This window comes from Streptomyces sp. NPDC005551 (genome assembly GCF_042871785.1).
GTDB lineage: Bacteria > Actinomycetota > Actinomycetes > Streptomycetales > Streptomycetaceae > Streptomyces.
In genome coordinates this window covers 96,561-116,881 of sequence record NZ_JBIAJE010000016.1, presented here as the reverse complement: position 1 = coordinate 116,881, position 20,321 = coordinate 96,561, and the positions used below count along the sequence as shown (strand labels likewise).

Below are 20,321 nucleotides of genomic sequence, written 5' to 3'. Positions count from 1 at the left end.
GGCATAGACGGCAACGCTCGCGATCCCGGCATCCCGGCACGCCCGGGCCACGCGGACAGCGATTTCGCCACGGTTGGCGATGAGCACCTTGCGCATTATGAACGAGACCTCCAAGACCCGGCCTGCGCCAGGGAGCGGTGAGGGGCACGATCCCATCCGGCCCTCCCCGAACGACGCTCCACGGGTGCCGAGGGTTCCCGGCACACCGCGAGGAGTACGCCGACCAGGGCGGCCAGATCCTCCGGGTCGGCGTTGCCCCGGACGAGGGTGAAGGACGGCCGGCCGGCTGCCACGGCGCTCACACCGGCGGGTTGCCGTGCTTGCGCGACGGCAGGTCGACGTGTTTCGTCCGCAGCATGTCCAGGGAGCGGATCAGCACGGACCGGGTCTCCGCGGGGTCGATCACATCGTCGACCAGGCCCCGTTCGGCGGCGTAGTACGGGCTCATCAGCTCGCTCCGGTACTCCTTGATCTTCTGGACGCGGGTCGCCTCGGGGTCGTCGGCCGCCGCGATCTCCCTGCGGAAGATGACGTTGGCCGCGCCCTCCGCGCCCATCACCGCGATCTCGTTCGACGGCCAGGCCAGCGACAGGTCGGCCCCGATGGAGCGGGAGTCCATGACGATGTAGGCACCGCCGTACGCCTTGCGCAGGATCAGCGAGACGCGCGGGACGGTGGCGTTGCAGTACGCGTAGAGCAGCTTGGCGCCGCGCCGGATGATCCCGTCGTGCTCCTGCCCGACCCCGGGCAGGAAGCCGGGCACGTCCACCAGCGTCACCAGCGGGATGTTGAACGCGTCGCAGAACTGCACGAAGCGTGCCGCCTTCTCCGACGCCTCGATGTCGAGCACGCCGGCCAGGCTGCCCGGCTGGTTGGCGACGATGCCGACGACATGACCGTCGAGGCGGGCCAGCACGCACAGGACGTTGGTCGCCCACCGCTCGCTGATCTCGAAGTACTCGCCGCCGTCGACGATCTCGGCGACCACCTTGCGCATGTCGTAGGAACGGCCGGGATCGACGGGCACGAGTTCGGCGAGCGCCTCCGTGCTGCGGTTCGCCGGGTCGTCGGCCGGTTCCTGCGGCGGCAGTTCGCGATTGTTGGACGGCAGCAGCGACAGCAGGTAGCGCACCTCCTCCAGGCACTGCTCCTCGTCGTCGTGGACGAAGGCCGCCACCCCGGAGGTGGCCGCGTGGACGTCGGCACCGCCGAGCCCGTCCTGGGTCACCTCCTCGCCGGTCACCGTCCGCACCACGTCGGGCCCGGTGATGAACATCTGCGAGGTGCCGCGGACCATGAACACGAAGTCCGTCAGGGCCGGGCTGTAGGCCGCGCCGCCCGCGCAGGGGCCGAGCATCACGCTGATCTGCGGGATCACGCCGGAGCAGCGGGTGTTGCGCCGGAAGATGCCGCCGTAGCCGGCGAGGGCCGTGACCCCTTCCTGGATGCGGGCGCCCGCGCCGTCGTTGAGGCTCACCAGGGGCGCGCCCGCCGACTCGGCCAGGTCCATCACCTTGTGGATCTTCTCGGCGTGCGCCTCGCCGAGGGCGCCTCCGAAGATCCGGAAGTCATGGGCGTAGACGAACACCGTACGGCCGTGCACCGTGCCCCAGCCGGTGATCACACCGTCGCTGTAGGGACGCCGCTGCTCCAGCCCGAAGCCCGTCGCACGGTGCCGGCGCAGCGCCTCGATCTCGTTGAACGACCCCTCGTCCAGCAGCAGTTCGATCCGCTCGTGCGCGGTCAGCTTGCCCTTGGCGTGCTGGCGTTCGGTCGCCGCGGGGTCGGGTCCGTCCCGCAGCGCTCCCTTGATCCGCGCCAGTTCGGCGACCCGGTCGCCCGGTCCCCTGTTCTCCTGGACGGTGGTCATACGGCGGCTCCCGGGGCGACGTGGGCGAGGGGACTGCCGGCGCCTCGGGCGGGCGCCACGAGAGCGCCTTTGCCGAGGGCCGGCACGGCGGACAGCGTCTTCGCGAGTCCGCGCTCGTCATGGGTGGCGTGGACGGCCGCTCCCGGCACGATGCGGCGGCACAGGCCCCCGAGGACCTTGCCGGGGCCCACCTCCACGAAAGCGGTGACGCCTTCGCCGGCCATGGTGCGCACGGCGCCGGTCCACCGGACGCGGCCCGCGAGCTGGCGGCGCAGGCAGCGGGCGACGTCCTCCGCCGTGGTGACGAGGGCGGCGGTGACACAGGAGACGAGCGGCACCCGCGGGGCGCGCAGCTCCACCCGGTCGAGCTCGGCGGCGAACTCCTCCTCGATCCCGCTCATCAGGCCGCAGTGGAACGGAGCGCCCACGTCCAGCTCCATCACCTTGAGCGCGCCGGCCTCCTGCGCCGCGACCCGGACCCGTTCGACGGCCTCGCGCTGCCCGGACACGACGGCCTGCCGCGGCTCGTTGTCGTTGGCGACCTCGACCACCTGGCCGAGCTCCAGGGCGACCTGGTCGCAGAGCGCCTCCACCACGGTGAGCTCCAGGCCGAGCACGGCGGCCATCCGGCCGGGTATCCGCCGGTTGACCCCGGCCATGAGCAGACCGCGGCGGCGTACGAGGCGCAGCGCGTCCGTCCAGTCGAGGACTCCCGCGGCGACCAGGGCGGTGTACTCGCCGAGGCTGTGGCCCGCGACGACGTCCGGCTCGCAGCCCTTGTCACGCAGGACGTCCAGGGCGGCGAGGCTGGTCAGGAAGACCGCGGGCTGGGTGACCGCGGTGTCGCGCAGGGCCTCTGCCGGTCCCTCCCGGCACAGGGTGGACAGGGGGATGCCGAGGATGTCGTCGGCGGCCCGGTAGTAGGTGTGCAGCAAGTCGGGTCGCTCGGTGAGCAGATGGAGCCCCATGCCCACCCGCTGCGACCCCTGGCCGGGGAAGACGAACGCGGTCTTGCCCATCACGGGTGACCCGCCTTTCTTGGTAATTCCTGCTTCATGGACTGAGGTCGGGCCGGCGGGTCAGGGCCGGCCGCTGTCGGACACCGCGACCTCGGCGGCGGAGGCGGGGCCCGCGTCGGCGGGGGCCTTCGTCCCGGGGGTGCGCGGCAGGTTGCGGACGAAGAGCACGACGACCAGGGCCGCGGCCAGCGTCACCGCGGCGGCGAACCACGAGCCGTGGTCCAGTCCGTCGGTGATGGCCGACTGCCGCAGCGCGTCGGCCCGTTCGGTCGTGAGGGTGCCCCGGGCGGCGAGCCGCTCGATCTCCTCCGTCGCGGCGTCGGTCTGCGTGCTCATCAGCGCGCCCATGATCGCGACGCCGACGGCGTTGCCGACCTGCCGGAACATCGTGCCGGCGCTCGCGGCGACACCGACCTGGTCCTGCGGGGCGGCGGCGACGGTCAGTTCCGAGGAGACGGGCATGAGGATGCCCAGCGTCAGGCCGGTGATGAGCAGGCCGGGCAGCAGACGCGTCCACGAGCCCGGGTCACCGGCGGGGTCCGTCAGCGTGAAGCTGGCGATGCCCACGGCCATCAGGGCGAACGCGACCGCCATGGCACCGCGCATCCCGAGCCTGGCGGAGAGCTTGCCGCCCAGCGGGGCACCGACGATGAGCATCAGGGTCAGCGGCAGCAGCCGGACTCCGGTCTCCAGCGCGGTCAGGCCGAGACCGCTCTGCAGGTAGATCGACAGGTAGAACATCGTCGAGAACATGCCGGCGCCCAGCAGGAAGCCGGCGGTGACACTGCCGCCGAAGGAGGGCCGCCGGAACCAGGCCAGGTTCATGATGGGGGCCGCGGAGCGGGACTCCACCGTGAGGAAGCCGCACAGCAGGAGTGCCGAGCCGCCGAACAGCGCCAGTTCGCGGCCCGAGGTCCAGCCCCAGTCGGCCCCGTTGATCAGCGCGAGGTTGAGGCAGAGCAGTGAACCGCTCACCGTCAGCAGTCCCGCCACGTCCAGCGGCGGCCGCCTCGGCCCGAAGTCGCGCCGGGTGTCCTTGATGCCGAGGGCGGCGACGACGACCACCAGGCCGATGGGCAGGTTCACCAGGAAGATCCACTCCCAGCCGACGTGGTCGACGAGGACACCGCCGATCAGCGGACCCAGCGCGGTGGCGAGGCCGCCCACCGCACCCCACAGCATGATGCCGAGCGCGCGCGCCCTGCCCTCGAAGGACGAGTAGACGATGGCGAGCGTCAGCGGCATGATCACCGCGCCGCCGACCCCCTGGACGACGCGGCCCGCGTGCAGGGTGGTGATGTGCGACCAGCCGAAGGGCGCCAGTTCGCCCGCGGCGCCGCAGACCAGCGAGCCCGCGAGGAAGACCACCACGCCGATGACGTAGATCCGGCGCTGCCCGTAGAGGTCACCGAGCCGTCCGGCGGTGACGATGAAGACCGCGAGGGCCAGCATGTACGCGTTGGCCACCCACTCCAGGTCGGAGAAGGAGGCGTCCAGGTCGGTGCCCATCGTGGGCAGTGCGACCGTGACGACGGTGACGTCGAGCAGCGCGATGAACAGGCCCAGCAGGGCGGCCACCATCGTCAGGGCCGGTTTCCCGGACCGGTGTGCGGGATGCGTCGGCACAGTGGGTCAACTCCTTGTTCGCGGGTGCGTGTCGGGGACGGGCGCGGGCCCGGTGCGGCGGTGGGTCAGGCGGCGGGGCGGTGGCCTGCCGCCGCCCGGTCGAGGAACGCGAGGACCAGACGGGCCACCTCGTCCGGCTGGTCCGAGTGGCAGAAGTGCGTCAGGCGTGGGTCGAGATGGAACTCGGCGACGGGCAGGTCGGCCTTCAGCGCGTCGGCCCGTTCGCCCGCGAGTCCCGTGTCGTGCGGGCTGCCGATGATCAGCGTCGGGATGTCGACGTGCCCGAGCGCGAGCCCGGTGGCCGCGCTGTACTGGTCGAACAGCGCGAGGAAGGCCTGCGGCCCCATGCCCTCCAGCATCTTGCGCGCCATGCCGTTGAAGATGTCCGGGTCCATGGACTGCGCCCGCGCGCCCAGCCTGGTGCGCAGCCCCATCGTCATGACGGCGGCGAAGTCCTCCCGGAAGGAGTCGAACATCTGCCAGTCCGCGGGCTGTGACGGCGGCCAGTAGAACGGTGACAGCAGGATCAGGGCGTCGAGCTTCGGCCGTGCTCCCGTCGCCAGCCACTGCAGTACGGCGTTGGCGCCCAGCGAGTGGGCCACCAGGACCGAGACCGGCTCGGGCACCAGGCCGAGCCCGGCCTCCACCCACTGCGCCGTGGAACCGCGGCTGCGCCAGCGGTAGGTGCCGCCCGTACGCCACGGCAGGTCCAGGGGATAACCGCGCAGCCGGCCGGCGAGGAGCCCGGCCAGCGGGGTCCACGAGTTCCACGCGTCCTCCAGGCCGTGCACGAACGCGGCGGCGGGCGGGGACCCGAAGCGGTGCACGGCCAGGTCCTCGCCGAGCACGGTGGTCTCGCCGACCGGCTCCTGCGCGGGTCCGCGGCTCATACGGCGCCGCCTTCCCGCGCCACCCGCAGGGCGACCAGATGCCCCTGCGGTCCCAGCGTCAGGAACGCCACGTCCCCCTGTGGGCCGGCCGTCCTGGCCAGGTGCTGGGCCAGCGCGAGCAGGCCGGTGACCCCGCTCTGCGCGCCGCCGCGGACCACGGTCACACCGTCCCGCACCCCGCGCCGGGCGGCCCAGCGTTCGCTCGCCTCCGCGGCGCGCGCGCCCGCGTCGGTCAGCGGGACGTGGAGCCGTATCGCGGCGGGCGGCGGGTCACCGAGCCGGTCGAGGACGGAGCCCAGGACGCGCTCGGCGTCGCGCGGGTCGCCCGGCAGCACCCTGCGCGCGCCGCCGGTCAGCCTGCCGTGGATGTCGGCACCGCGGCGCAGGGCCGCGGCGGCCGGTTCGAGGTGCAGCAGGCAGGCACCCGCGACGTCGGCGTCCGGTCCGCACAGGGCGCCCGCCCCGGCCGGCGGCAGCCCTTCGATCCCGCCGGTGAGCACGGCGTCCGCCCGTCCCGCGAGCATGGCCCGCGCGCCGAGGAGGACCGACTCGTAGCCGGCGGTCAGCAGGTTGACCAGCGTCACGTTGAACGCCTTGAGGCCGTACGACAGGGAGACCTGGCTGACGGGCACGTTGATCGCGAAGTTGGGGCACTCGACGGGGCTGATCCCGGAGATGCCCTCGGTCAGCAGGGCCCGGTCGATCCGGTCCACGATCTCGTCCACGGCGAAGTTGGTGCCGAGGGCGACGCCGGTGCGTTCGGGCGCGGGCGCTCCCATGGCGTCGGGGCCGGGAAGGGCGAGCCGGGCGGCGGCCAGGGCCAGTTGCGTGGCGCGGGGCAGCAGCCGCCAGCCGCGCCTGCCGAGGAACTCGGCCGGGTGGAACCCGTCCAGCTCCCTCGTCCGCGGGGCCCCCAGGGACGTCGTCCCGTCGGCGGCGCCCGTCACGGTGGGCGCGGCGGCCAGTTCCTTGGCGCCGATGCCGAGTGTGCTGATGGGGCCGATGCCGGTGACGGCGACCGGGCCGGTGCTGTCGGACCTCATGCGGCCGCCTCCCGGTCCGCCCGGTCGGCCGGACTGCCGATGGCCACGGAGATGTTGTTGCCGCCGAAGGCGTAGGCGTTGACCAGGACCGGTCCGGGCGCCGCCGTCCCGGGGGTGTCGCGGACGACCCGCAGCCGGCACCCGGGGTCGAGGCGGCGCAGGGTGCCGACGGGCGGGACCAGCCCGTGCCGGACGACCAGCGCGGCGGTCAGGCAGCCGAACGCCCCGGCCGCTCCCCCGCTGTGGCCGAGGGACGCCTTCACGGCGCTCACCGGCACCTCGGGGGCCCGGGTGCCGAGGACCCGGGCGGTGACAAGGCTCTCCACGCTGTCGTTCGCGGGCGTCCCCGTGCCGTGGCACAGCACGGCACCGATGTCACCGGCGGTCATCCCGCCGCGCCGCAGGGCGTCGTGGACGGCGCGCACGGCCTGGGTGCCCTGCGGGTCGGGTGCCGTGACGTGGAAGGCGTCGCAGCTCCACCCGGAGCTGAGCACCCGGGCGTAGGCGGTCCGGCCGCGGGCCGCCGCGCGGGCCGCCGACTCCAGGACGAGGAACGCGGCCCCCTCTCCGTACACGGTGCCGGCCCGGTCGGCGTCGAAGGGGCGGCAGTGCAGCGGATCGCCGGCCCCCAGGCGCAGGAAGGCCCCGACGGCCGGCCGGGAGATCGCCTCGGTGCCGCCGACCAGGACGGTGTCCGCCTCACCGTCGGCGATCATCTCGGCTCCCACGGCGACGGCGTAGGCGCCGGCCGCGCACGCGGTGGAGACGGTCACCCCCGGCCCGTACAGGCCGAACCGGTCGGACAGGAGTCCGGCCGTGCCGTAGGGGAACCAGGTGTCCGCGTCCGGTTGGCGGCGCCCGTCCCGGCACGCCTCCTGCACGTCGCTGTCGCCGTTGCCGGTGGCCACGCAGACCCCGACGCCGTCGAGTTCGCCGGGGCCGCCGGTACCGAGACCCGCGTCGGCGAGCGCGTCCCGGGCCGCCTCCAGGGCGAACCCGCTGGCCCTGCCGACCGGTTCGGCGGCGCCGGGGGGCAGGTCGTCCACCCGGTAGGCGAGCGAGTCGGGCATCGCCGCGCCGGGGAAGCGGAGCGGGCGCACCGGCACGTCGCCGCGCAGCAGGCCCTCCCAGAACCGTCCGACACCGCGGCCGAGCGGCGAGACGACGCCCAGTCCGGTGATGACCACGTCGGTTTCCATCAGGCCGCGCCCCAGCTCAGCTGCTCGGCGGGACGCAGCACCGCGATGGCGTAGCCGATCTCGGCGACCAGGTCGTCGCCGACGTAGGACTCGCCGCTCATGATGACGCTGCTGCCCGAGTACTGGTCGACCCGCACGACGTGCCGCAGCGTGTCGCCGGGGAACACCTCCCGGTGGAAGGTCATGTCGCGGGAGGCGGCCAGGATCGGGGCGCCGCCGCGCTCGCCCCGCTCGTCGACCCGCCGCATCCAGAGGATGGCCCCGCCCTGGCCCCAGGACTCCATGAGCAGCGAGGGCGGGTAGGCGAAGGCGCGCCGCGGCGCACCCGGGGCCAGGCCCGCGTAGCAGGGCTCGCTCCCGGTGACCGCCTTGAGGGTGACGATCCGGTCGTACGGTTCCCACTCCACGACACGGTCGACGAGGAGCATCGGATACGCGTGCGGGATCAGTCCGCGGATGTCGGCGTACTCAAGCATCCGGGCCCCCCGGGGCGTCGTCCGCGGCCGTGGTGGTCCGGAAGGTCATCCTGATCACGGCCGCCTTGGCTCCCCCGTTGGTGCACCGGGCCTCCACGGCGAGCACGTCCGCCGCTTCGGTGGGCCGGCACACGCAGTGCACCTCCAGGGTGTCGCCGGGGGCCAGCGCGCTGGTGAAGCGCACCGACTGGATGCCGGCGGGCCGCGCCCAGGCGTCCGCGCCCGACGTGTGCCGCACCAGGTGCAGCACCGCCTCGCAGACCGACTCGACGATGAAGGCGCCCGGATAGACGGTGAAGTCCGGGTAGTGGCCCTCCAGATACGGCTCGTCGGCGGCGATCAGCTTGCGGACGGTGACCTCGGCCGGCGAGTGGACCGTCACCGTGTCGGCCGGATCGACCGATGTGGCACGCCGTCTGGGTCCGCTCACGGCCGTCTCCGCGGCCACGGCGACCGCGGCCGGGCTGCTCACAGCGCGACTCCGCCGTCGATCTGGATGACCTCGCCGGTGATGTACGCGGCCTTGTCGGACACCAGGAACGACACCAGGTCGGCCACCTCCGCCGCGCCGCCGTACCGCTTCAGCGGGATCGACTTGAGGGCCTGCTCGCGCACCTTCTCGGGCAGCGCCTCGGTCATGTCCGTCTCGATGAAGCCGGGCGCGACGACGTTGACGCGGATGCCGTAGGCCGCGACCTCCTTGGCCAGGGACAGGCTCATCCCCTGGATCCCGGCCTTGGAGGCCGAGTAGTTGGTCTGCGTGGCGTGGCCGTAGACGCCGGAGATGGACGACATGTTGACGATGACGCCCTTCTTGCGCTTCATGAAGCCGAAGCCCACGGAGCGGCAGAAGTTGAAGGTGCCCGTCAGGTTGGTGTCGATGACGGTGTGCCAGTCCTCGACCGGCATCAGCACCATCGGGTTGTCCCGTACGACGCCCGCGGAGTTCACCAGGACGGCGACCGGTCCCAGGCGCTTCGCGGCCTCGCCGGCGAACTCCTGCACGGCGTCGAAGTCGGCGACGTCGCAGGGCGCGTGGTAGACCTGCGCACCCCGGTCCCGTACCAGCTTCTCGGTCTCGGCCGCCGCCTCGGTGCCGCTGCGGTAGCAGAAGGCGATGTCGTAGCCGTCCGCGGCGAGCTGGACGGCCACGGCACGGCCGATGCCGCGCGATCCTCCGGTGACGATGGCCACTTGACGTTCGGTCACTGCACTGCCCTTCTGAGTCGGTGGTGCGGGGGGAGGGCTCGGCGTCAGCCGCAGCCGCCCGCGGTGTCCTGGTCCATCGAGCCGGTCCGCTCCCGCAGCTCCCGCGGTACGCCGTCCAGGGGGTCCTCGCCCCACTCGGTGTCCACCAGCGGATACGCACCCGCCCGCACCTCGTCGGTCGCGGTGGCGGCGGTCGTGGCCGTACCGGTCCCGGTGCCGGTCGTACCGGCCGCGGTCGTCGTCGTGGTCATCCGTGCCTCACCCCTTGGCCGTCGTGCCGGCCAGCGCCTCGTGCAGCGTGGCCAGGAAGTCGTCAAGCCGGTCGAGGCCCCAGAAGCGGTGCCGGCCGACCTTGAAGTACGGGACGCCGAACACGTCGTCCTCGTAGATGCGCATGAGCGCCTGCACGCCCTGCTTCCTGATGTGCGGCTCGTCGGGGGCGCCGACCAGCGCCGGGCCGTCGAGTCCCGCCTCGTCGCAGACCCGCAGCAGCGTGGCGGGGTCGCAGATGTCCTCGCCGCGCTCCCAGCGGGCCGCCATCACCGCGTCGTAGTAGGCGCGGTGCACGCCCAGTTCCCTCGCCTTGAACCAGGCGAGGTGGGGCAGGTCCCACCACTCGTCGCCCTTGTCGATGGGCCACTTCATGGCGTAGCCGTACTTCGCGGCCAGGCGCTTGGTGTCGTTGAGGATGTACAGGTGCTTGGCCTTGCTCATCGCCACGTAGTGGAACTCGCCGCCCTCGGCCTCGAGGGCCGCCGCACTCTGCGCGTCGGGCTCGGAGAAGGGCACGAACTCGATGAGCTCATGGGCGTCCGGCAGTCGCTCCTCCAGGCGGCGCAGCGCCATCCAGCTGAAGGGGGAGCGCAGGGAGAAGTACAGCCGCGGGGGCCGGCGCAGACTCATGCGGCACCCCCGCGCAGTGCCGTCTGCACCTGCTCGTCCAGGACGGCGACGGTGCCGGCCTGCTCGCCGCGGCTGACCGCGTAGCCGTGCATGATCGTGGCGGTCGCGGCGCGCTCCAGACGGTCCCCGCGGCGGACGTAGCAGTCCATCCGCGCGGTGTACATGGTGTCGCGCAGGATCTCCTCCACCTTGAAGACGGTGTGGACCGTCTCCTCCATCCAGATGTCGCCGAGGAGCTGGACCCGCGCCCGGGACACCACCGGGATCCAGCCGCGCTCCTCGAGGAGCCGCCCGATCGCGAGGCCGCGCGAGTGGAGGTAGCGGTCCACGACCTCCTCCAGCGTCCGGATGTAGGCGGAGTGCTGGAGCCGGTCGGAGAAGTGGCAGTAGTAGTAGGGCGCCCGCCAGTCCCACAGGTAGGCGCCGGAGCCCTCGGGCGCCAGCACGTCGGCGACGTCCTGGCCGGCCGCGATCGGCACGCTCCCGGCGGCGCTGTTGTGCAGGGCGGCCACCTCGGGGACGACGTACGGTTCGAGGAAGGCCGGGACCGGCTCGGAGCCGGAGCCGTCCTTGACGGTGACGAGGGCGGCGCGGACCTTGCCCTTGAGCACGGTGACCGTCCGGCCCTCCCGCTCCACGGTCAGCGACACGGTGAACGGCGCGCCCTGGCCGGGCTTCGGCTTGGCCGAGACCACGGTGGCGTAGACCTGCTCGCCGACCTCCAGGGCCACCGGCAGCTGCACGGAGGAGTCGACGATCTCCAGGCCGAGACCGTACGTGTGGTAGAGGGTCCTGGCATCCACGCCGCGGTCGGCGAAGTACTGCAGGACCGCCTCCTCGGCGAGGTACATGAAGTGCTTGAAGCCGATCCAGGTACGGATGTTGGCGCCTTCGTAGCGCGGCTGGCCCACGTAGCTGGTGGGCTCCCCGTCGAGCAGTTCGGGCACGGGAGGATCTCCTTCGGTGGGGTGCGGGTTCGGTGCGAGGGCGGTGCCGAGGAACGCCGCGGTCTCCCGGCTCATCCGCTCGGTCTGCGCCACATGGCAGAAGTGCCCGTAGGCGGGGTGCAGTCGGACCGTCGCGGCGGGCATGTCCCGGTCGAGTGCGGCGGCCCGCATGGGCGTCAGCGACTCGTCCCGGGTGCCGGCCAGGACCAGCGTCGGCACGGTGACGCGCGTCAGGTCGAGGAGTCCGGACTGCGCGAACTCCTCGTAGAACACCGGGAATCCGCCCGGCACGGCACGGTCGAGGAGCTTGCGCACCATCAGCCGCCGCACCTCGGGGTCCAGTGCCTCGCCGCGTGCGCCGAGGCCCAGCCGCAGCCCCTCGACGATCACCTTGCGCAGCGCGGCGAGGGAGCGGGTGCGCAGCTCCGGCGTGAGCGGGAAGTCCGCGGGCCGGTAGAACGGAGCGGCGAGGACCGCCGCCTTGATCCCGGGCTGTACGTCCTCACCGGACAGGTACTCCAGGATGGCGTTGGCCCCGAACGAGTGGCCGAGCAGGGCGACGGGCGGCTCCGGCACCAGCTCCAGCGCCCGGCGCATCCACTGCCCGGGCGACCCCTCGGGACGCCACGCGTAGGAGTTGCCGCCGTGCCAGGGGAGCTGGAGGGCGTACGGGCGGTGGCCGGGGAGCCGGCCGGTGAGGGCCCGCCAGCACCCCCAGGAGTCCTCGATGCCGTGCGCGGCGACCAGCGCGGGACCCTCGCCGGGGCCGCGCCAGACCTCCAGGCCGTCCCGCGCGGCCACCTTCGTCCACCCGCTCATGCCGGGACCTTGGCCCGCTGCACGAGGGTGAGTTCGGTGCTCGCCCAGCCGTCCTCCGCGTCACCGCAGCCGACGGCGACGGCCGCGTCCTCGGGGCCCGCGGCCGTGAGGCGGGCGGCGGCCACGGCGAGCCGGACGACACCGGCCGCCCCGTAGAAGTCGCCGGGTTCCCCGTGGAAGGGGGTGACCGGGTCGGCGGCCCGCACGACGGGACCGATCCGCACACCGGTGGACCGCGGCCACGCGCCCGGCAGGCCGAGCAGCAGACATCCGGCGGCGGCGGCGAGCGGCGCGGGAGCGTCCTCGCGCAGCGCGGCGAGCCGTACGGCCACCGGGTCGGCGGGCTCCACACCCACGACGACCGCGCGGCGGGCCCGGCCGGCCAGGATCAGCCGGGAGGCCAGGGCGACCGCGTCGAGTCCCGCGGTGGCGCCGCTGCACACGGCGAGGTTGGGTCCGGTGAAGCCGTACCGGATCGCCACCGTGCTGGCGATCACGTTGCTGGACGCGTTGGGGGCGTCCAGCACGCTGACCACGGACCCGGAGCGTTCGCGCATGTCGGTGAGGACCGTGCACACGGTCTCCACGTTGCCGAGGTTCGAGGCGACCACCACGGCGGTGCCCGCGGCGTCCGGGACGGGCTGGGCGAGGGGCCCAGGGGGCAGTCCGAGGGCCCGGTGGACCGCGCACAGCGCCAGCCGCGTGGACGGCTCCTTGCCGAGCAGCCCCTTGCGGCCGAGCACCTCCTTGGCGTCCTCGGGCCGGCACGCCGGCTCCTCGGGCGAACCGGGCAGGTCCGCCGCGGACAGCCCGGGCACGTGGACGGACCAGCCGTCCAGGGCGAGTTGGCGGATGTCAGCGGGCATCGCAGGCCTCCACGACCGTCACGGCGTTCACTCCGCCGAAGCCGAACGCGTTCACCTGGGCCAATCGCGGCCGCACCGTCCGCGGCTCCCCGTACACGAGGTCGAGCTTCTCGGCCTCGGCGTCAGGCCTGCGCAGACCGGTCGTCGGCGGTACGACACCGGTGCGCATCGCGTCCACGGCGACCAGCAGGCTCATCAGGGCGGCACCGCCCGAGGTGTGTCCGACGGCGCCCTTGATGCCGGTGACCGGCGGGCCGTCGGCACCGAACACCTCGAAGAGCGCCGCGGCCTCGGTCGGGTCGTTCAGGGCCGTCGAGGTCCCGTGTGCGAGGACGAGGCCGATGTCGTCCGGGGTGACACCGGCGCGTTCGTGCGCGTCCCGCATCGTCGCGACGATGCCCGCCCGGTCGGGAGCGGTCTCGTGGTGGGCGTCGCATCCCAGGCCGACGCCGTGCACCAGGGCCGACGGGCGCCGCTCACCGGTGAGTTCACCGGCCCGCTCCAGGACCACGGCGACCGCGCCCTCGCCGAGCAGCACTCCGTCGCGGTCGGCGTCGAAGGGCCGGACCATGTCGGCCGTGACCGTGCCGACCCGGCCGATCATGGTGAGCATGCTCTCCGTCATGGTGTCGCAGCCCGCCGCGACGACGGCGTCCGCCTCACCGAGTTCCAGCATGTCCGCGGCCAGGGCCAGCGCGTAGCCCGAGGCGGCGCACGCGTTGGCGATGGTGTGCACCTCCGTGACGCCGGGGGCGACGGAACGCACCGCCTCGGCGAAGTGCAGCTCGGACAGCCGCAGGGGGGCGCCGTCGGCGTACCACTGCTCCACTCCGCGCAGCTCGCGCAGACCGGTGCCGACGATCACCGCCACCCGGCGTCGCGCGGGGTCCACTCCGGCGTCCTGAAGCGCCCGCGCCACGCACGAGGCGAGCCACCGGCCGGCCAGCCGGGGCAGGCCGGCCGGGGTCGAACCTGCGTCGTCGATCGAGTAGGCGTTGCGGACGTTGAGCTTGGCGGGGTCCCCGCAGCGCAGCGGGGAGACCCCGGTGCGGCCCTCCCGCAGGGCCCGGACGGTCTCGTCGAGATCGCCCAGGCACGTGATCATCGCGCTACCCGTGATGGCCGTCGGCACGACTCCACCCCCTGACCACGGCGGCTCCGGCGGCGCCGTCACCGCCGAGGGTGGTGATCACCGAGATCTCGCCGTCGCGCGCGGGCTCGGCCCGGTGCCGGGCGATCAGCGCGGCCAGCTGGAACGCTCCGGAGGCGCTGAACGCCTCCCCCGTCACGTCCTTGACCCGCAGTCGCTCGGGGCCGTCGCCGAGGACGGCCGCGACGGCGGCGTCCTCCGCGTCGTCGTACCGGGGCATGCCGCTGGTCGCCGTGGCGACCGCGGACACCTGGGACGCCGCCACGCCGGACCGCTCCAGAGCGCGGGTGAGACAGGCGGTCAGGCCGTCGACGAAGGTGCCGTCGGTGCCTGGCGGGTCGTACACGCCGGTCTCCACGGCGAGTACCTCGGCGTCGGGCCGGCGCCCCGCGGCGCGTACCGCCTCGGCGCTCTCGACGACGAACACCGCCGCGCCCTCGCCCGGCGGCAGCTCGCCGCCGTCGGTGGACTGCGCGTAGTGCACCGCCCACGCCGACTGCGGGCTGAACTCCTCGACGCAGCCCGCGAGGAGGGCGTCCGCGTAACCGCAGCTGATGAGGTTGCGGGTGTAGCGCAGGACGTTGAGCATCGCGATCGGGCCGCCCGCGATGGTGGCGTTGACGCCCTGGAGTCCGTACCGGATCGCCGCCTGGCCCGCCGCGCAGTTCATCACCGCGTTGGGGAACAGCAACGGGTTGACCAGGTACGGCCGTTCCTGGACGAACGTGTCGCGGCTGTAGTCGCTGGTGGACTTGGCGCTGCCCGCGGTGGTGCCCAGGGTGATGCCGATCCGGGCCCTGTTGTCGTCGCCGACCGCCAGGTCCGTGTCGGCGAGGGCGGCCTGGCAGGCGACCATGCCGAGCGAGGTGCTGCGGTCGAAGAAGGAGCTCCCCTTGCGGCCGAGGAAGTCACGGACCCGGAAGTCCACCAGCGCGTGGGCGTCCGTGCGCGGCAGCGGGTCCTCGAACATCCCGGAGACGTCCGCCGTGGCGGAGTGTCCCGCGGTGAGGGCGCCCACCAGGGCCTCGGCCCCGATGCCGGCGCCGGACAGCACGCCGAGACCGGTGATGGCCAGGACGGCCGGAGCGGTGGGCGGGGTGGTGGCGGACAGCTCGGCTGCCGTCGCCGTCATGAGTACCTCCCGAGCATGACGATGGCGTTGTTGCCACCGAACGCGAAGCCGTTCACCTGGGCGATGCGCACGTCCGCGGGCCGCGCGGTGTTGGGAACGGGGTCGATCAGGGGCATGGCGGGGTCGGGGGTGCTGTAGTTGATGGTCGGCGGCAGGAACGACCCCGTGATGCCGAGCACCGACGCGATCGCACCGAGGCCGCTCGCGGCGCCCATGGTGTGGCCGAGCATCGACTTGGTCGAACTGATCGGCGGCGGGCTGTCGCCGAAGACGTCGACCACCGCACCGGCCTCCACCTGGTCGTTCGCCGGGGTGCCGGTGCCGTGGGCGCAGATGTAGTCCACGTCCCGCGCGTCGACCCCGGCGTTGCGGTGGGCCAGGCGCATGCACGCGGCGATGCTCTCCCGGTTCGGCGCCACCATGTGGTTGGCGTCGCAGTTGACGCCGTAGCCGAGCACCTCGGCGTGGATGCGGGCACCGCGGGCCTGCGCGGACTCCAGGCTCTCCAGGAACATCGCCGCGCCGCCCTCGCCGGTGATGATCCCGGACCGGTTCTTGTCGAAGGGCGAGCACGCCTTCTCGGTGAGGGCGCCGAGCCGGTAGAAGCCGGCGTGCGACCAGCGGCCGACCGAGTCCGCGCCGCCGGCGATCATGTAGTCGGCCTCGCCCGTCCTGATCAGGTCGTAGGCGTAGCCGAGCGCGTAGTTGCTGGCCGAGCAGGCGGTGGAGAGCGTGACCGCGTCGCCGGTCAGCCGCAGTTCCCGGTTCACCGCCTGCGAGAGGCGGGCGCTGGAGACCTGGCGGACCAGGTTGGCGTCCAGGCCGTCGACGCCGACCTCCAGCGCGTCGCTGGTGAGCCGTTCGAGCACCTGCGACTCGCCGCCGGTGGTACCCATGCTCGACCCGGCCCGGGAGGCGGCCAGTTCCTCCTCGTCGATCCCGGCGTCCGCGACCGCGAGACGGGCCGCGGACGCCGCGAACAGGCTGGTGCGGCCCCACTCGTCGACAGACAGTCGCCGGACCATCTCCTCCGGCCGGAAATCGTGCACTTCGCCGGCCATGAAGTAGGGGAAGCCGCTGGAGTCGAAACAGGCGATCGGGGACACCCCGTTGACGCCCGCCCGCAGCGACTCACCGTAGGCGGACGCTCCAATACCGATGCTCGACACGGGCCCGAGGCCGGTGATGACTACCCGTCGCATGGGGTCAGTCCTGCCAGCCCGCGTGCTGCCCCAGGATCCGGTGCACCTCGGTGAGGTTGACCATCTTGGGCAGCTCCGACTGCGGTATCTCGACCTTGTACTTCTTCTCGAGGCGCGCCAGGATCTCGATCGCGCGCAGCGAGTCCGCCTCGTGGTCCTCGACGAAGAGGCTGGTCTCCGTGACTTCCTCCGGCTCCAGCTCGAGCACCTCGGCGACGATCTCGCGGATTTCGTCGAGCTGCTCCTGCTTGGTTCCGTTCGACATACTGGAATTCCTCCCGTGGGAAATGCACTACAGGGCACTGAGGGACTTCGGACGCCGGAACGCATTTCCGATTCCCTTGCCATGACACTAGGAGCCGGACCGCCAACCCGCCCAGCAACCATGGGCGTTCAGAATTAAGCTGCCGCGTCCGGACAGCGGAAAGGCGGAGGCCGACGACCCTGGAGTCACCGGCCCCCGCCTCGGGCGTCCGGCGGCGGCAGCGGGGGAACGAACAGCCGGCCGACGGACGGGGAATTCCCACCCACTCCCAGCGAAGGGGATTCCGTGGAGGTTTCTAGCCGGTGACGCGGACAATCAACGGACGTCGTGCAGGAAGATGCCAGAACTGTGGCGCCCGGACCGCGCGCCGTGCAGCATACGGTCGGCGACAACGCTTTTCCGGCCGGGTTTCCGCCGGGTTTCCCACGGGTCCACGGAGAAGGACGACATGACGACGGCGGAGGTGTGGTGGTGGCGCACCGCGGTGCCGTACGAAGCGGCGGACCTCACCCGGCTGGAGGCCGCCGCACGCGAAGGCCCCGGCCGGCAGCTGCCGGCCGGGGCCTGTCGAACAAGAGCCCCCTGTCGGATTCGAACCGACGACCTTCGCTTTACAAGAGCGGCGCTCTGACCAGCTGAGCTAAGGAGGCCTGCACGCGTGCGTGCCGGTGGTGCGTGCGGGCACGCCCGTGCAGTGTACCCACGTCAGCGCGGGGGTCCGTCGACTATTTCCGTGAACTTCATCGGCTCCGGAGTACTGACAGATCGGGTGAACGCCAGGTAGCGTCCTGACCCGGTTCACTCGTGTGGACTACACCACTACGGACCGTTCCGTAGTGGCTCACCACCTTTACAACGGATCGTCCGGCACGTTCCTGCCGGTGAAGGGGGCCCCTCACCATGGCCACTGTCTCGTTCGACAAGGCGACCCGGATCTACCCGGGTTCCACGAAGCCCGCCGTCGACGCTCTGGAGATCGACATCGAGGACGGCGAGTTCCTCGTCCTCGTCGGTCCCTCCGGCTGCGGCAAGTCCACCTCGCTCCGCATGCTCGCGGGGCTCGAGGACGTGAACGGCGGCGCCATCCGCATCGGCGACCGCGACGTCACGCACCTGCCGCCCAAGGACCGGGACATCGCCATGGTGTTCCAGAACTACGCGCTGTACCCGCACATGACGGTCGCCGACAACATGGGCTTCGCGCTCAAGATCGCCGGCGTCAACAAGACCGAGATCCGCCGGAAGGTCGAGGACGCGGCGAAGATCCTCGACCTCACCGAGTACCTCGGCCGCAAGCCGAAGGCGCTCTCCGGCGGTCAGCGCCAGCGGGTGGCCATGGGCCGCGCGATCGTGCGCGAGCCCCAGGTCTTCCTCATGGACGAGCCGCTGTCGAACCTGGACGCCAAGCTCCGCGTCTCCACGCGTACGCAGATCGCGAGCCTCCAGCGCCGCCTCGGCATCACCACCGTGTACGTCACCCACGACCAGGTCGAGGCCATGACCATGGGCGACCGCGTGGCCGTGCTCAAGGACGGTCTGCTCCAGCAGGTCGACTCCCCGCGCAACATGTACGACCGTCCGGCGAACCTGTTCGTCGCCGGGTTCATCGGCTCCCCCGCCATGAACCTCGTCGAGGTCCCGATCACCGACGGCGGTGTGAAGTTCGGCAACAGCGTCGTGCCGGTGAACCGCGACGCCCTCAAGGCCGCCGCGGACAAGGGCGACCGCACGGTCACCGTCGGCGTGCGCCCCGAGCACTTCGACATCGTCGAGCAGGGCGGCGGCCCCGCGGCGGCCTCCCTGTCCAAGGCCACCGAGGACGCCCCGGCCGGCCTGGCCGTCTCCGTGAACGTCGTCGAGGAGCTCGGCGCCGACGGCTACGTCTACGGCAGCGCCGAGGTCGACGGCCAGCTCACGGACCTCGTCGTCCGCGTCAGCGGCCGTGCCGTCCCGGCCAAGGGCGCCACGCTGCACGTGATCCCGCGCCCGGGCGAGACCCACGTGTTCTCCACCTCCACGGGCGAGCGCCTCACCGACTGAGGTGCTCCAACCCCCCGGGAAGAGTGAAATTCACCCGAGTTGACGGAAAGGGCCCCGCAGCCTGCTGCGGGGCCCTTTCCGTTGTCGACGAATACCCCGGCAGAGCGGTCATTTCGATCCTTGTACGTCAACACAGCGCCCGAAATCCTCTCCTTTACCGTCCCTCGAACCGGTGACTAAATGTCACCAAATCATCACCCCGCGCTACCCTCACTCGCGTGAAGCACTCCACCACTACCCAACAGACCCGGCGTGGCCGTGGCCCCGCTCGCCGGATCGGCCGCACCCTCGCCCTCGTTCTGCCTGTCGTCCTGGTGCTCTCCGGGACCCTCGCGGTCACCCGAGTCAACTGGTCGGGGAACTCCTCGGACTCGGTGCTCACCGCCTCCTCGACCGACGTCTCCAAGCGTCAGTCCCCCCGTGCCCCGCAGGACGTCCTGCGCGACAGACTCCTGATGGAGCTCCAGGAGAAGGACCCGGGCGTCGCACTCACCCACCTCCAGCAGTCGGTGAACGGCCGCCCGTCGCTGGCGAAGCACTGCTCGTCCATCGCCCGCGCCCTCGGCCGGGCGGCCGTCCGCGTCTACGGGCCGACGCGCGCCCAGTCGTTCTCCCGGCCCGTCTGCGACACCTCCTTCGCATCGGGGGTGGCCCGCGGCCTCGCGGCCCAGTAGAACCACCCCGGGCACCGTTCCCGTACGGCCGGTCGCGGAGCGGCTGCCGCTCGAAGTCCCCGACGGGGCGCCACGTACAGTTCGGGCATGACCGATCCGAACGCCGCGTCGCGCCCCGTTCAAGCCGTTGTCCTGGCCGGAGGACAGGGGTCGCGACTGCGTCCCTACACCGACGACCGGCCCAAGCCGATGGTCGAGATCCCCGGCACCGGGACCCCGATCATCGGCCATCAGCTCGTCTGGCTCGCCGAGGAGGGCGTGACGGACGTCGTCGTCAGCTGCGGTCACCTCGCCGAGGTACTGCAGCAGTGGCTGGACTCCGCCGACCTCCCGGTGAACGTCAAGACGGTCGTGGAGACGGAACCCCTCGGCCGCGGCGGCGGCCTCAAGTACGCCGCCGCGCACCTCCCGCACCCGGACCGGCCCTGGTACGCGACGAACGGCGACATCTGGACCCGTTTCTCGCTGCGCGACATGGCGGACTTCCACACCGAGCGCGACGCGGTGGCGACCCTCGCGCTGGCCCGCCCCCGCATCCCCTGGGGCGCCGTGCGGACGGACGGCTTCGGCCGCATCACGGACTTCATCGAGTCACCGCCGACGCAGCACGAGATCAACGCGGGCGTCTACGTCTTCTCCCCCGAGTTCGCCTCCCTCCTCCCGGAGCGCGGCGACCACGAACGCACCACGTTCCCGCGCCTGGCCCGCGAACGCCGCCTGGCCGGCTTCCCCATCCCGCAGGGCGCCTACTGGCGTGCGATCGACACGGCGAAGGACCTGCGGGAGGCGGCCAAGGAGCTCGCGGCCCTGGGCCGCTGAGCGGCACGCGGCAGCCGCAGGACCCCGGCTGGTACGGCGTTGGGGGGCCCCCCCCCGGGGGGGGGGGGGGCCCCCCCCCCCCGCCGCGGGGGGGGGGCCCCCCGGCCCCCCCCCCCCCCGCGGCGGCCCCCCGGCCGCCCGGGCCCCCCGGGCCGCGGGCCCCCCCACACCC

General features: G+C 72.6%; 22 protein-coding genes and 1 tRNA gene. 3 read left to right on the top strand and 20 right to left on the bottom strand.

Translation table 11 applies throughout. The annotated features are described in order from the left end of the window. The 20 genes from ACFYP4_RS33245 to ACFYP4_RS33150 all read right to left on the bottom strand — a co-directional run. Nucleotides 1–96 (bottom strand): biotin carboxylase N-terminal domain-containing protein (locus ACFYP4_RS33245; protein WP_279617129.1); only part of this gene is annotated, 96 nt, incomplete at its 3' end. Beyond that, nucleotides 96–293, bottom strand: a complete 198-nt coding sequence (locus ACFYP4_RS33240; RefSeq protein ID WP_388790543.1) for an acyl-CoA carboxylase subunit epsilon — start codon at nt 291–293, stop codon at nt 96–98. The genes ACFYP4_RS33240 and ACFYP4_RS33245, both read right to left, overlap by 1 nt. 5 nt (nt 294–298) lie before the next feature. Next, nucleotides 299–1,870: an acyl-CoA carboxylase subunit beta gene (locus ACFYP4_RS33235; protein ID WP_358855522.1), complete on the bottom strand. Its 1,572-nt coding sequence runs from the start codon at nt 1,868–1,870 to the stop codon at nt 299–301. Further along, nucleotides 1,867–2,889 carry an ACP S-malonyltransferase gene (gene fabD, locus ACFYP4_RS33230; RefSeq protein ID WP_358855541.1) on the bottom strand — a complete coding sequence of 341 codons (1,023 nt, stop codon included), beginning with the start codon at nt 2,887–2,889 and terminating at the stop codon, nt 1,867–1,869. Before fabD ends, ACFYP4_RS33235 begins: the two co-directional genes overlap by 4 nt. A gap of 60 nt (nt 2,890–2,949) precedes the next feature. Continuing rightward, on the bottom strand, nt 2,950–4,515 hold the full coding sequence (locus ACFYP4_RS33225) for an MFS transporter (protein ID WP_358855523.1): 1,566 nt from the start codon (nt 4,513–4,515) through the stop codon (nt 2,950–2,952). A 65-nt stretch (nt 4,516–4,580) separates the two neighbouring features. After that, on the bottom strand, nt 4,581–5,405 hold the full coding sequence (locus ACFYP4_RS33220) for an alpha/beta hydrolase (protein ID WP_358855524.1): 825 nt from the start codon (nt 5,403–5,405) through the stop codon (nt 4,581–4,583). Continuing rightward, complete coding sequence (locus ACFYP4_RS33215; protein WP_358855525.1) at nt 5,402–6,448, bottom strand: beta-ketoacyl synthase N-terminal-like domain-containing protein; 1,047 nt, start codon at nt 6,446–6,448, stop codon at nt 5,402–5,404. Before ACFYP4_RS33215 ends, ACFYP4_RS33220 begins: the two co-directional genes overlap by 4 nt. Continuing rightward, complete coding sequence (locus tag ACFYP4_RS33210) at nt 6,445–7,647, bottom strand: beta-ketoacyl-[acyl-carrier-protein] synthase family protein (RefSeq protein ID WP_388790533.1); 1,203 nt, start codon at nt 7,645–7,647, stop codon at nt 6,445–6,447. Before ACFYP4_RS33210 ends, ACFYP4_RS33215 begins: the two co-directional genes overlap by 4 nt. Continuing rightward, nucleotides 7,647–8,123: a beta-hydroxyacyl-ACP dehydratase gene (locus ACFYP4_RS33205; protein ID WP_358855527.1), complete on the bottom strand. Its 477-nt coding sequence runs from the start codon at nt 8,121–8,123 to the stop codon at nt 7,647–7,649. The genes ACFYP4_RS33210 and ACFYP4_RS33205 overlap by 1 nt, the downstream gene beginning before the upstream one ends. Then, complete coding sequence (locus tag ACFYP4_RS33200; protein ID WP_358855528.1) at nt 8,116–8,553, bottom strand: hypothetical protein; 438 nt, start codon at nt 8,551–8,553, stop codon at nt 8,116–8,118. Before ACFYP4_RS33200 ends, ACFYP4_RS33205 begins: the two co-directional genes overlap by 8 nt. A gap of 38 nt (nt 8,554–8,591) precedes the next feature. After that, nucleotides 8,592–9,332 carry a 3-oxoacyl-[acyl-carrier-protein] reductase gene (gene fabG / locus ACFYP4_RS33195; RefSeq protein WP_358855529.1) on the bottom strand — a complete coding sequence of 247 codons (741 nt, stop codon included), beginning with the start codon at nt 9,330–9,332 and terminating at the stop codon, nt 8,592–8,594. A 44-nt stretch (nt 9,333–9,376) separates the two neighbouring features. Next, nucleotides 9,377–9,583: a hypothetical protein gene (locus ACFYP4_RS33190; RefSeq protein WP_388790528.1), complete on the bottom strand. Its 207-nt coding sequence runs from the start codon at nt 9,581–9,583 to the stop codon at nt 9,377–9,379. 7 nt (nt 9,584–9,590) lie between these two features. Beyond that, nucleotides 9,591–10,235 carry a DsbA family protein gene (locus ACFYP4_RS33185; protein WP_358855531.1) on the bottom strand — a complete coding sequence of 215 codons (645 nt, stop codon included), beginning with the start codon at nt 10,233–10,235 and terminating at the stop codon, nt 9,591–9,593. Next, nucleotides 10,232–12,001, bottom strand: coding sequence for an alpha/beta fold hydrolase (locus ACFYP4_RS33180; RefSeq protein WP_358855532.1), 1,770 nt, complete (start codon nt 11,999–12,001; stop codon nt 10,232–10,234). The genes ACFYP4_RS33185 and ACFYP4_RS33180 overlap by 4 nt, the downstream gene beginning before the upstream one ends. After that, nucleotides 11,998–12,867, bottom strand: coding sequence for a beta-ketoacyl synthase N-terminal-like domain-containing protein (locus tag ACFYP4_RS33175; protein ID WP_358855533.1), 870 nt, complete (start codon nt 12,865–12,867; stop codon nt 11,998–12,000). Before ACFYP4_RS33175 ends, ACFYP4_RS33180 begins: the two co-directional genes overlap by 4 nt. Continuing rightward, nucleotides 12,857–13,999: a beta-ketoacyl synthase N-terminal-like domain-containing protein gene (locus tag ACFYP4_RS33170; protein WP_358855534.1), complete on the bottom strand. Its 1,143-nt coding sequence runs from the start codon at nt 13,997–13,999 to the stop codon at nt 12,857–12,859. The genes ACFYP4_RS33175 and ACFYP4_RS33170 overlap by 11 nt, the downstream gene beginning before the upstream one ends. Beyond that, nucleotides 13,977–15,149 (bottom strand): beta-ketoacyl synthase N-terminal-like domain-containing protein, encoded by a 1,173-nt coding sequence (locus ACFYP4_RS33165; protein WP_358855535.1) that lies wholly within the window; start codon nt 15,147–15,149, stop codon nt 13,977–13,979. The genes ACFYP4_RS33170 and ACFYP4_RS33165 overlap by 23 nt, the downstream gene beginning before the upstream one ends. Further along, nucleotides 15,146–16,351 carry a beta-ketoacyl-[acyl-carrier-protein] synthase family protein gene (locus ACFYP4_RS33160; RefSeq protein WP_358855536.1) on the bottom strand — a complete coding sequence of 402 codons (1,206 nt, stop codon included), beginning with the start codon at nt 16,349–16,351 and terminating at the stop codon, nt 15,146–15,148. The genes ACFYP4_RS33165 and ACFYP4_RS33160 overlap by 4 nt, the downstream gene beginning before the upstream one ends. 4 nt (nt 16,352–16,355) lie before the next feature. Then, nucleotides 16,356–16,616: an acyl carrier protein gene (locus tag ACFYP4_RS33155; protein WP_358855537.1), complete on the bottom strand. Its 261-nt coding sequence runs from the start codon at nt 16,614–16,616 to the stop codon at nt 16,356–16,358. Nucleotides 16,617–17,192: 576 nt separating this feature from the next. Further along, a tRNA-Thr gene (locus ACFYP4_RS33150) sits at nt 17,193–17,266 on the bottom strand. Between the two features lie 250 nt (nt 17,267–17,516). On the opposite strand from ACFYP4_RS33150, the gene ACFYP4_RS33145 reads away from it, so the two are divergent. The 3 genes from ACFYP4_RS33145 to ACFYP4_RS33135 all read left to right on the top strand — a co-directional run bounded on the left by ACFYP4_RS33145 (nt 17,517) and on the right by ACFYP4_RS33135 (nt 20,149). Then, nucleotides 17,517–18,656, top strand: a complete 1,140-nt coding sequence (locus tag ACFYP4_RS33145; RefSeq protein WP_358855538.1) for a sn-glycerol-3-phosphate ABC transporter ATP-binding protein UgpC — start codon at nt 17,517–17,519, stop codon at nt 18,654–18,656. Nucleotides 18,657–18,874: 218 nt separating this feature from the next. Next, nucleotides 18,875–19,330 carry a hypothetical protein gene (locus tag ACFYP4_RS33140; RefSeq protein WP_358855539.1) on the top strand — a complete coding sequence of 152 codons (456 nt, stop codon included), beginning with the start codon at nt 18,875–18,877 and terminating at the stop codon, nt 19,328–19,330. A gap of 87 nt (nt 19,331–19,417) precedes the next feature. Next, a complete protein-coding gene (locus tag ACFYP4_RS33135) occupies nt 19,418–20,149 on the top strand; it encodes a nucleotidyltransferase family protein (RefSeq protein ID WP_358855540.1) in 732 nt (243 codons plus the stop codon). Nucleotides 20,150–20,321 lie beyond the last annotated feature (172 nt).

Coding starts and splice junctions, on each gene's coding strand:
- fabD (WP_358855541.1), bottom strand. CDS start 2,889: ATGGGCAAGACCGCGTTCGTCTTCCCCGGCCAGGGGTCGCAGCGGGTG.
- ACFYP4_RS33205 (WP_358855527.1), bottom strand. CDS start 8,123: ATGCTTGAGTACGCCGACATCCGCGGACTGATCCCGCACGCGTATCCG.
- ACFYP4_RS33160 (WP_358855536.1), bottom strand. CDS start 16,351: ATGCGACGGGTAGTCATCACCGGCCTCGGGCCCGTGTCGAGCATCGGT.
- ACFYP4_RS33220 (WP_358855524.1), bottom strand. CDS start 5,405: ATGAGCCGCGGACCCGCGCAGGAGCCGGTCGGCGAGACCACCGTGCTC.
- ACFYP4_RS33190 (WP_388790528.1), bottom strand. CDS start 9,583: ATGACCACGACGACGACCGCGGCCGGTACGACCGGCACCGGGACCGGT.
- ACFYP4_RS33145 (WP_358855538.1), top strand. CDS start 17,517: ATGGCCACTGTCTCGTTCGACAAGGCGACCCGGATCTACCCGGGTTCC.
- ACFYP4_RS33135 (WP_358855540.1), top strand. CDS start 19,418: ATGACCGATCCGAACGCCGCGTCGCGCCCCGTTCAAGCCGTTGTCCTG.
- ACFYP4_RS33165 (WP_358855535.1), bottom strand. CDS start 15,149: ATGACGGCGACGGCAGCCGAGCTGTCCGCCACCACCCCGCCCACCGCT.
- ACFYP4_RS33215 (WP_358855525.1), bottom strand. CDS start 6,448: ATGAGGTCCGACAGCACCGGCCCGGTCGCCGTCACCGGCATCGGCCCC.
- ACFYP4_RS33175 (WP_358855533.1), bottom strand. CDS start 12,867: ATGCCCGCTGACATCCGCCAACTCGCCCTGGACGGCTGGTCCGTCCAC.
- ACFYP4_RS33155 (WP_358855537.1), bottom strand. CDS start 16,616: ATGTCGAACGGAACCAAGCAGGAGCAGCTCGACGAAATCCGCGAGATC.
- ACFYP4_RS33185 (WP_358855531.1), bottom strand. CDS start 10,235: ATGAGTCTGCGCCGGCCCCCGCGGCTGTACTTCTCCCTGCGCTCCCCC.
- ACFYP4_RS33180 (WP_358855532.1), bottom strand. CDS start 12,001: ATGAGCGGGTGGACGAAGGTGGCCGCGCGGGACGGCCTGGAGGTCTGG.
- ACFYP4_RS33210 (WP_388790533.1), bottom strand. CDS start 7,647: ATGGAAACCGACGTGGTCATCACCGGACTGGGCGTCGTCTCGCCGCTC.
- ACFYP4_RS33235 (WP_358855522.1), bottom strand. CDS start 1,870: ATGACCACCGTCCAGGAGAACAGGGGACCGGGCGACCGGGTCGCCGAA.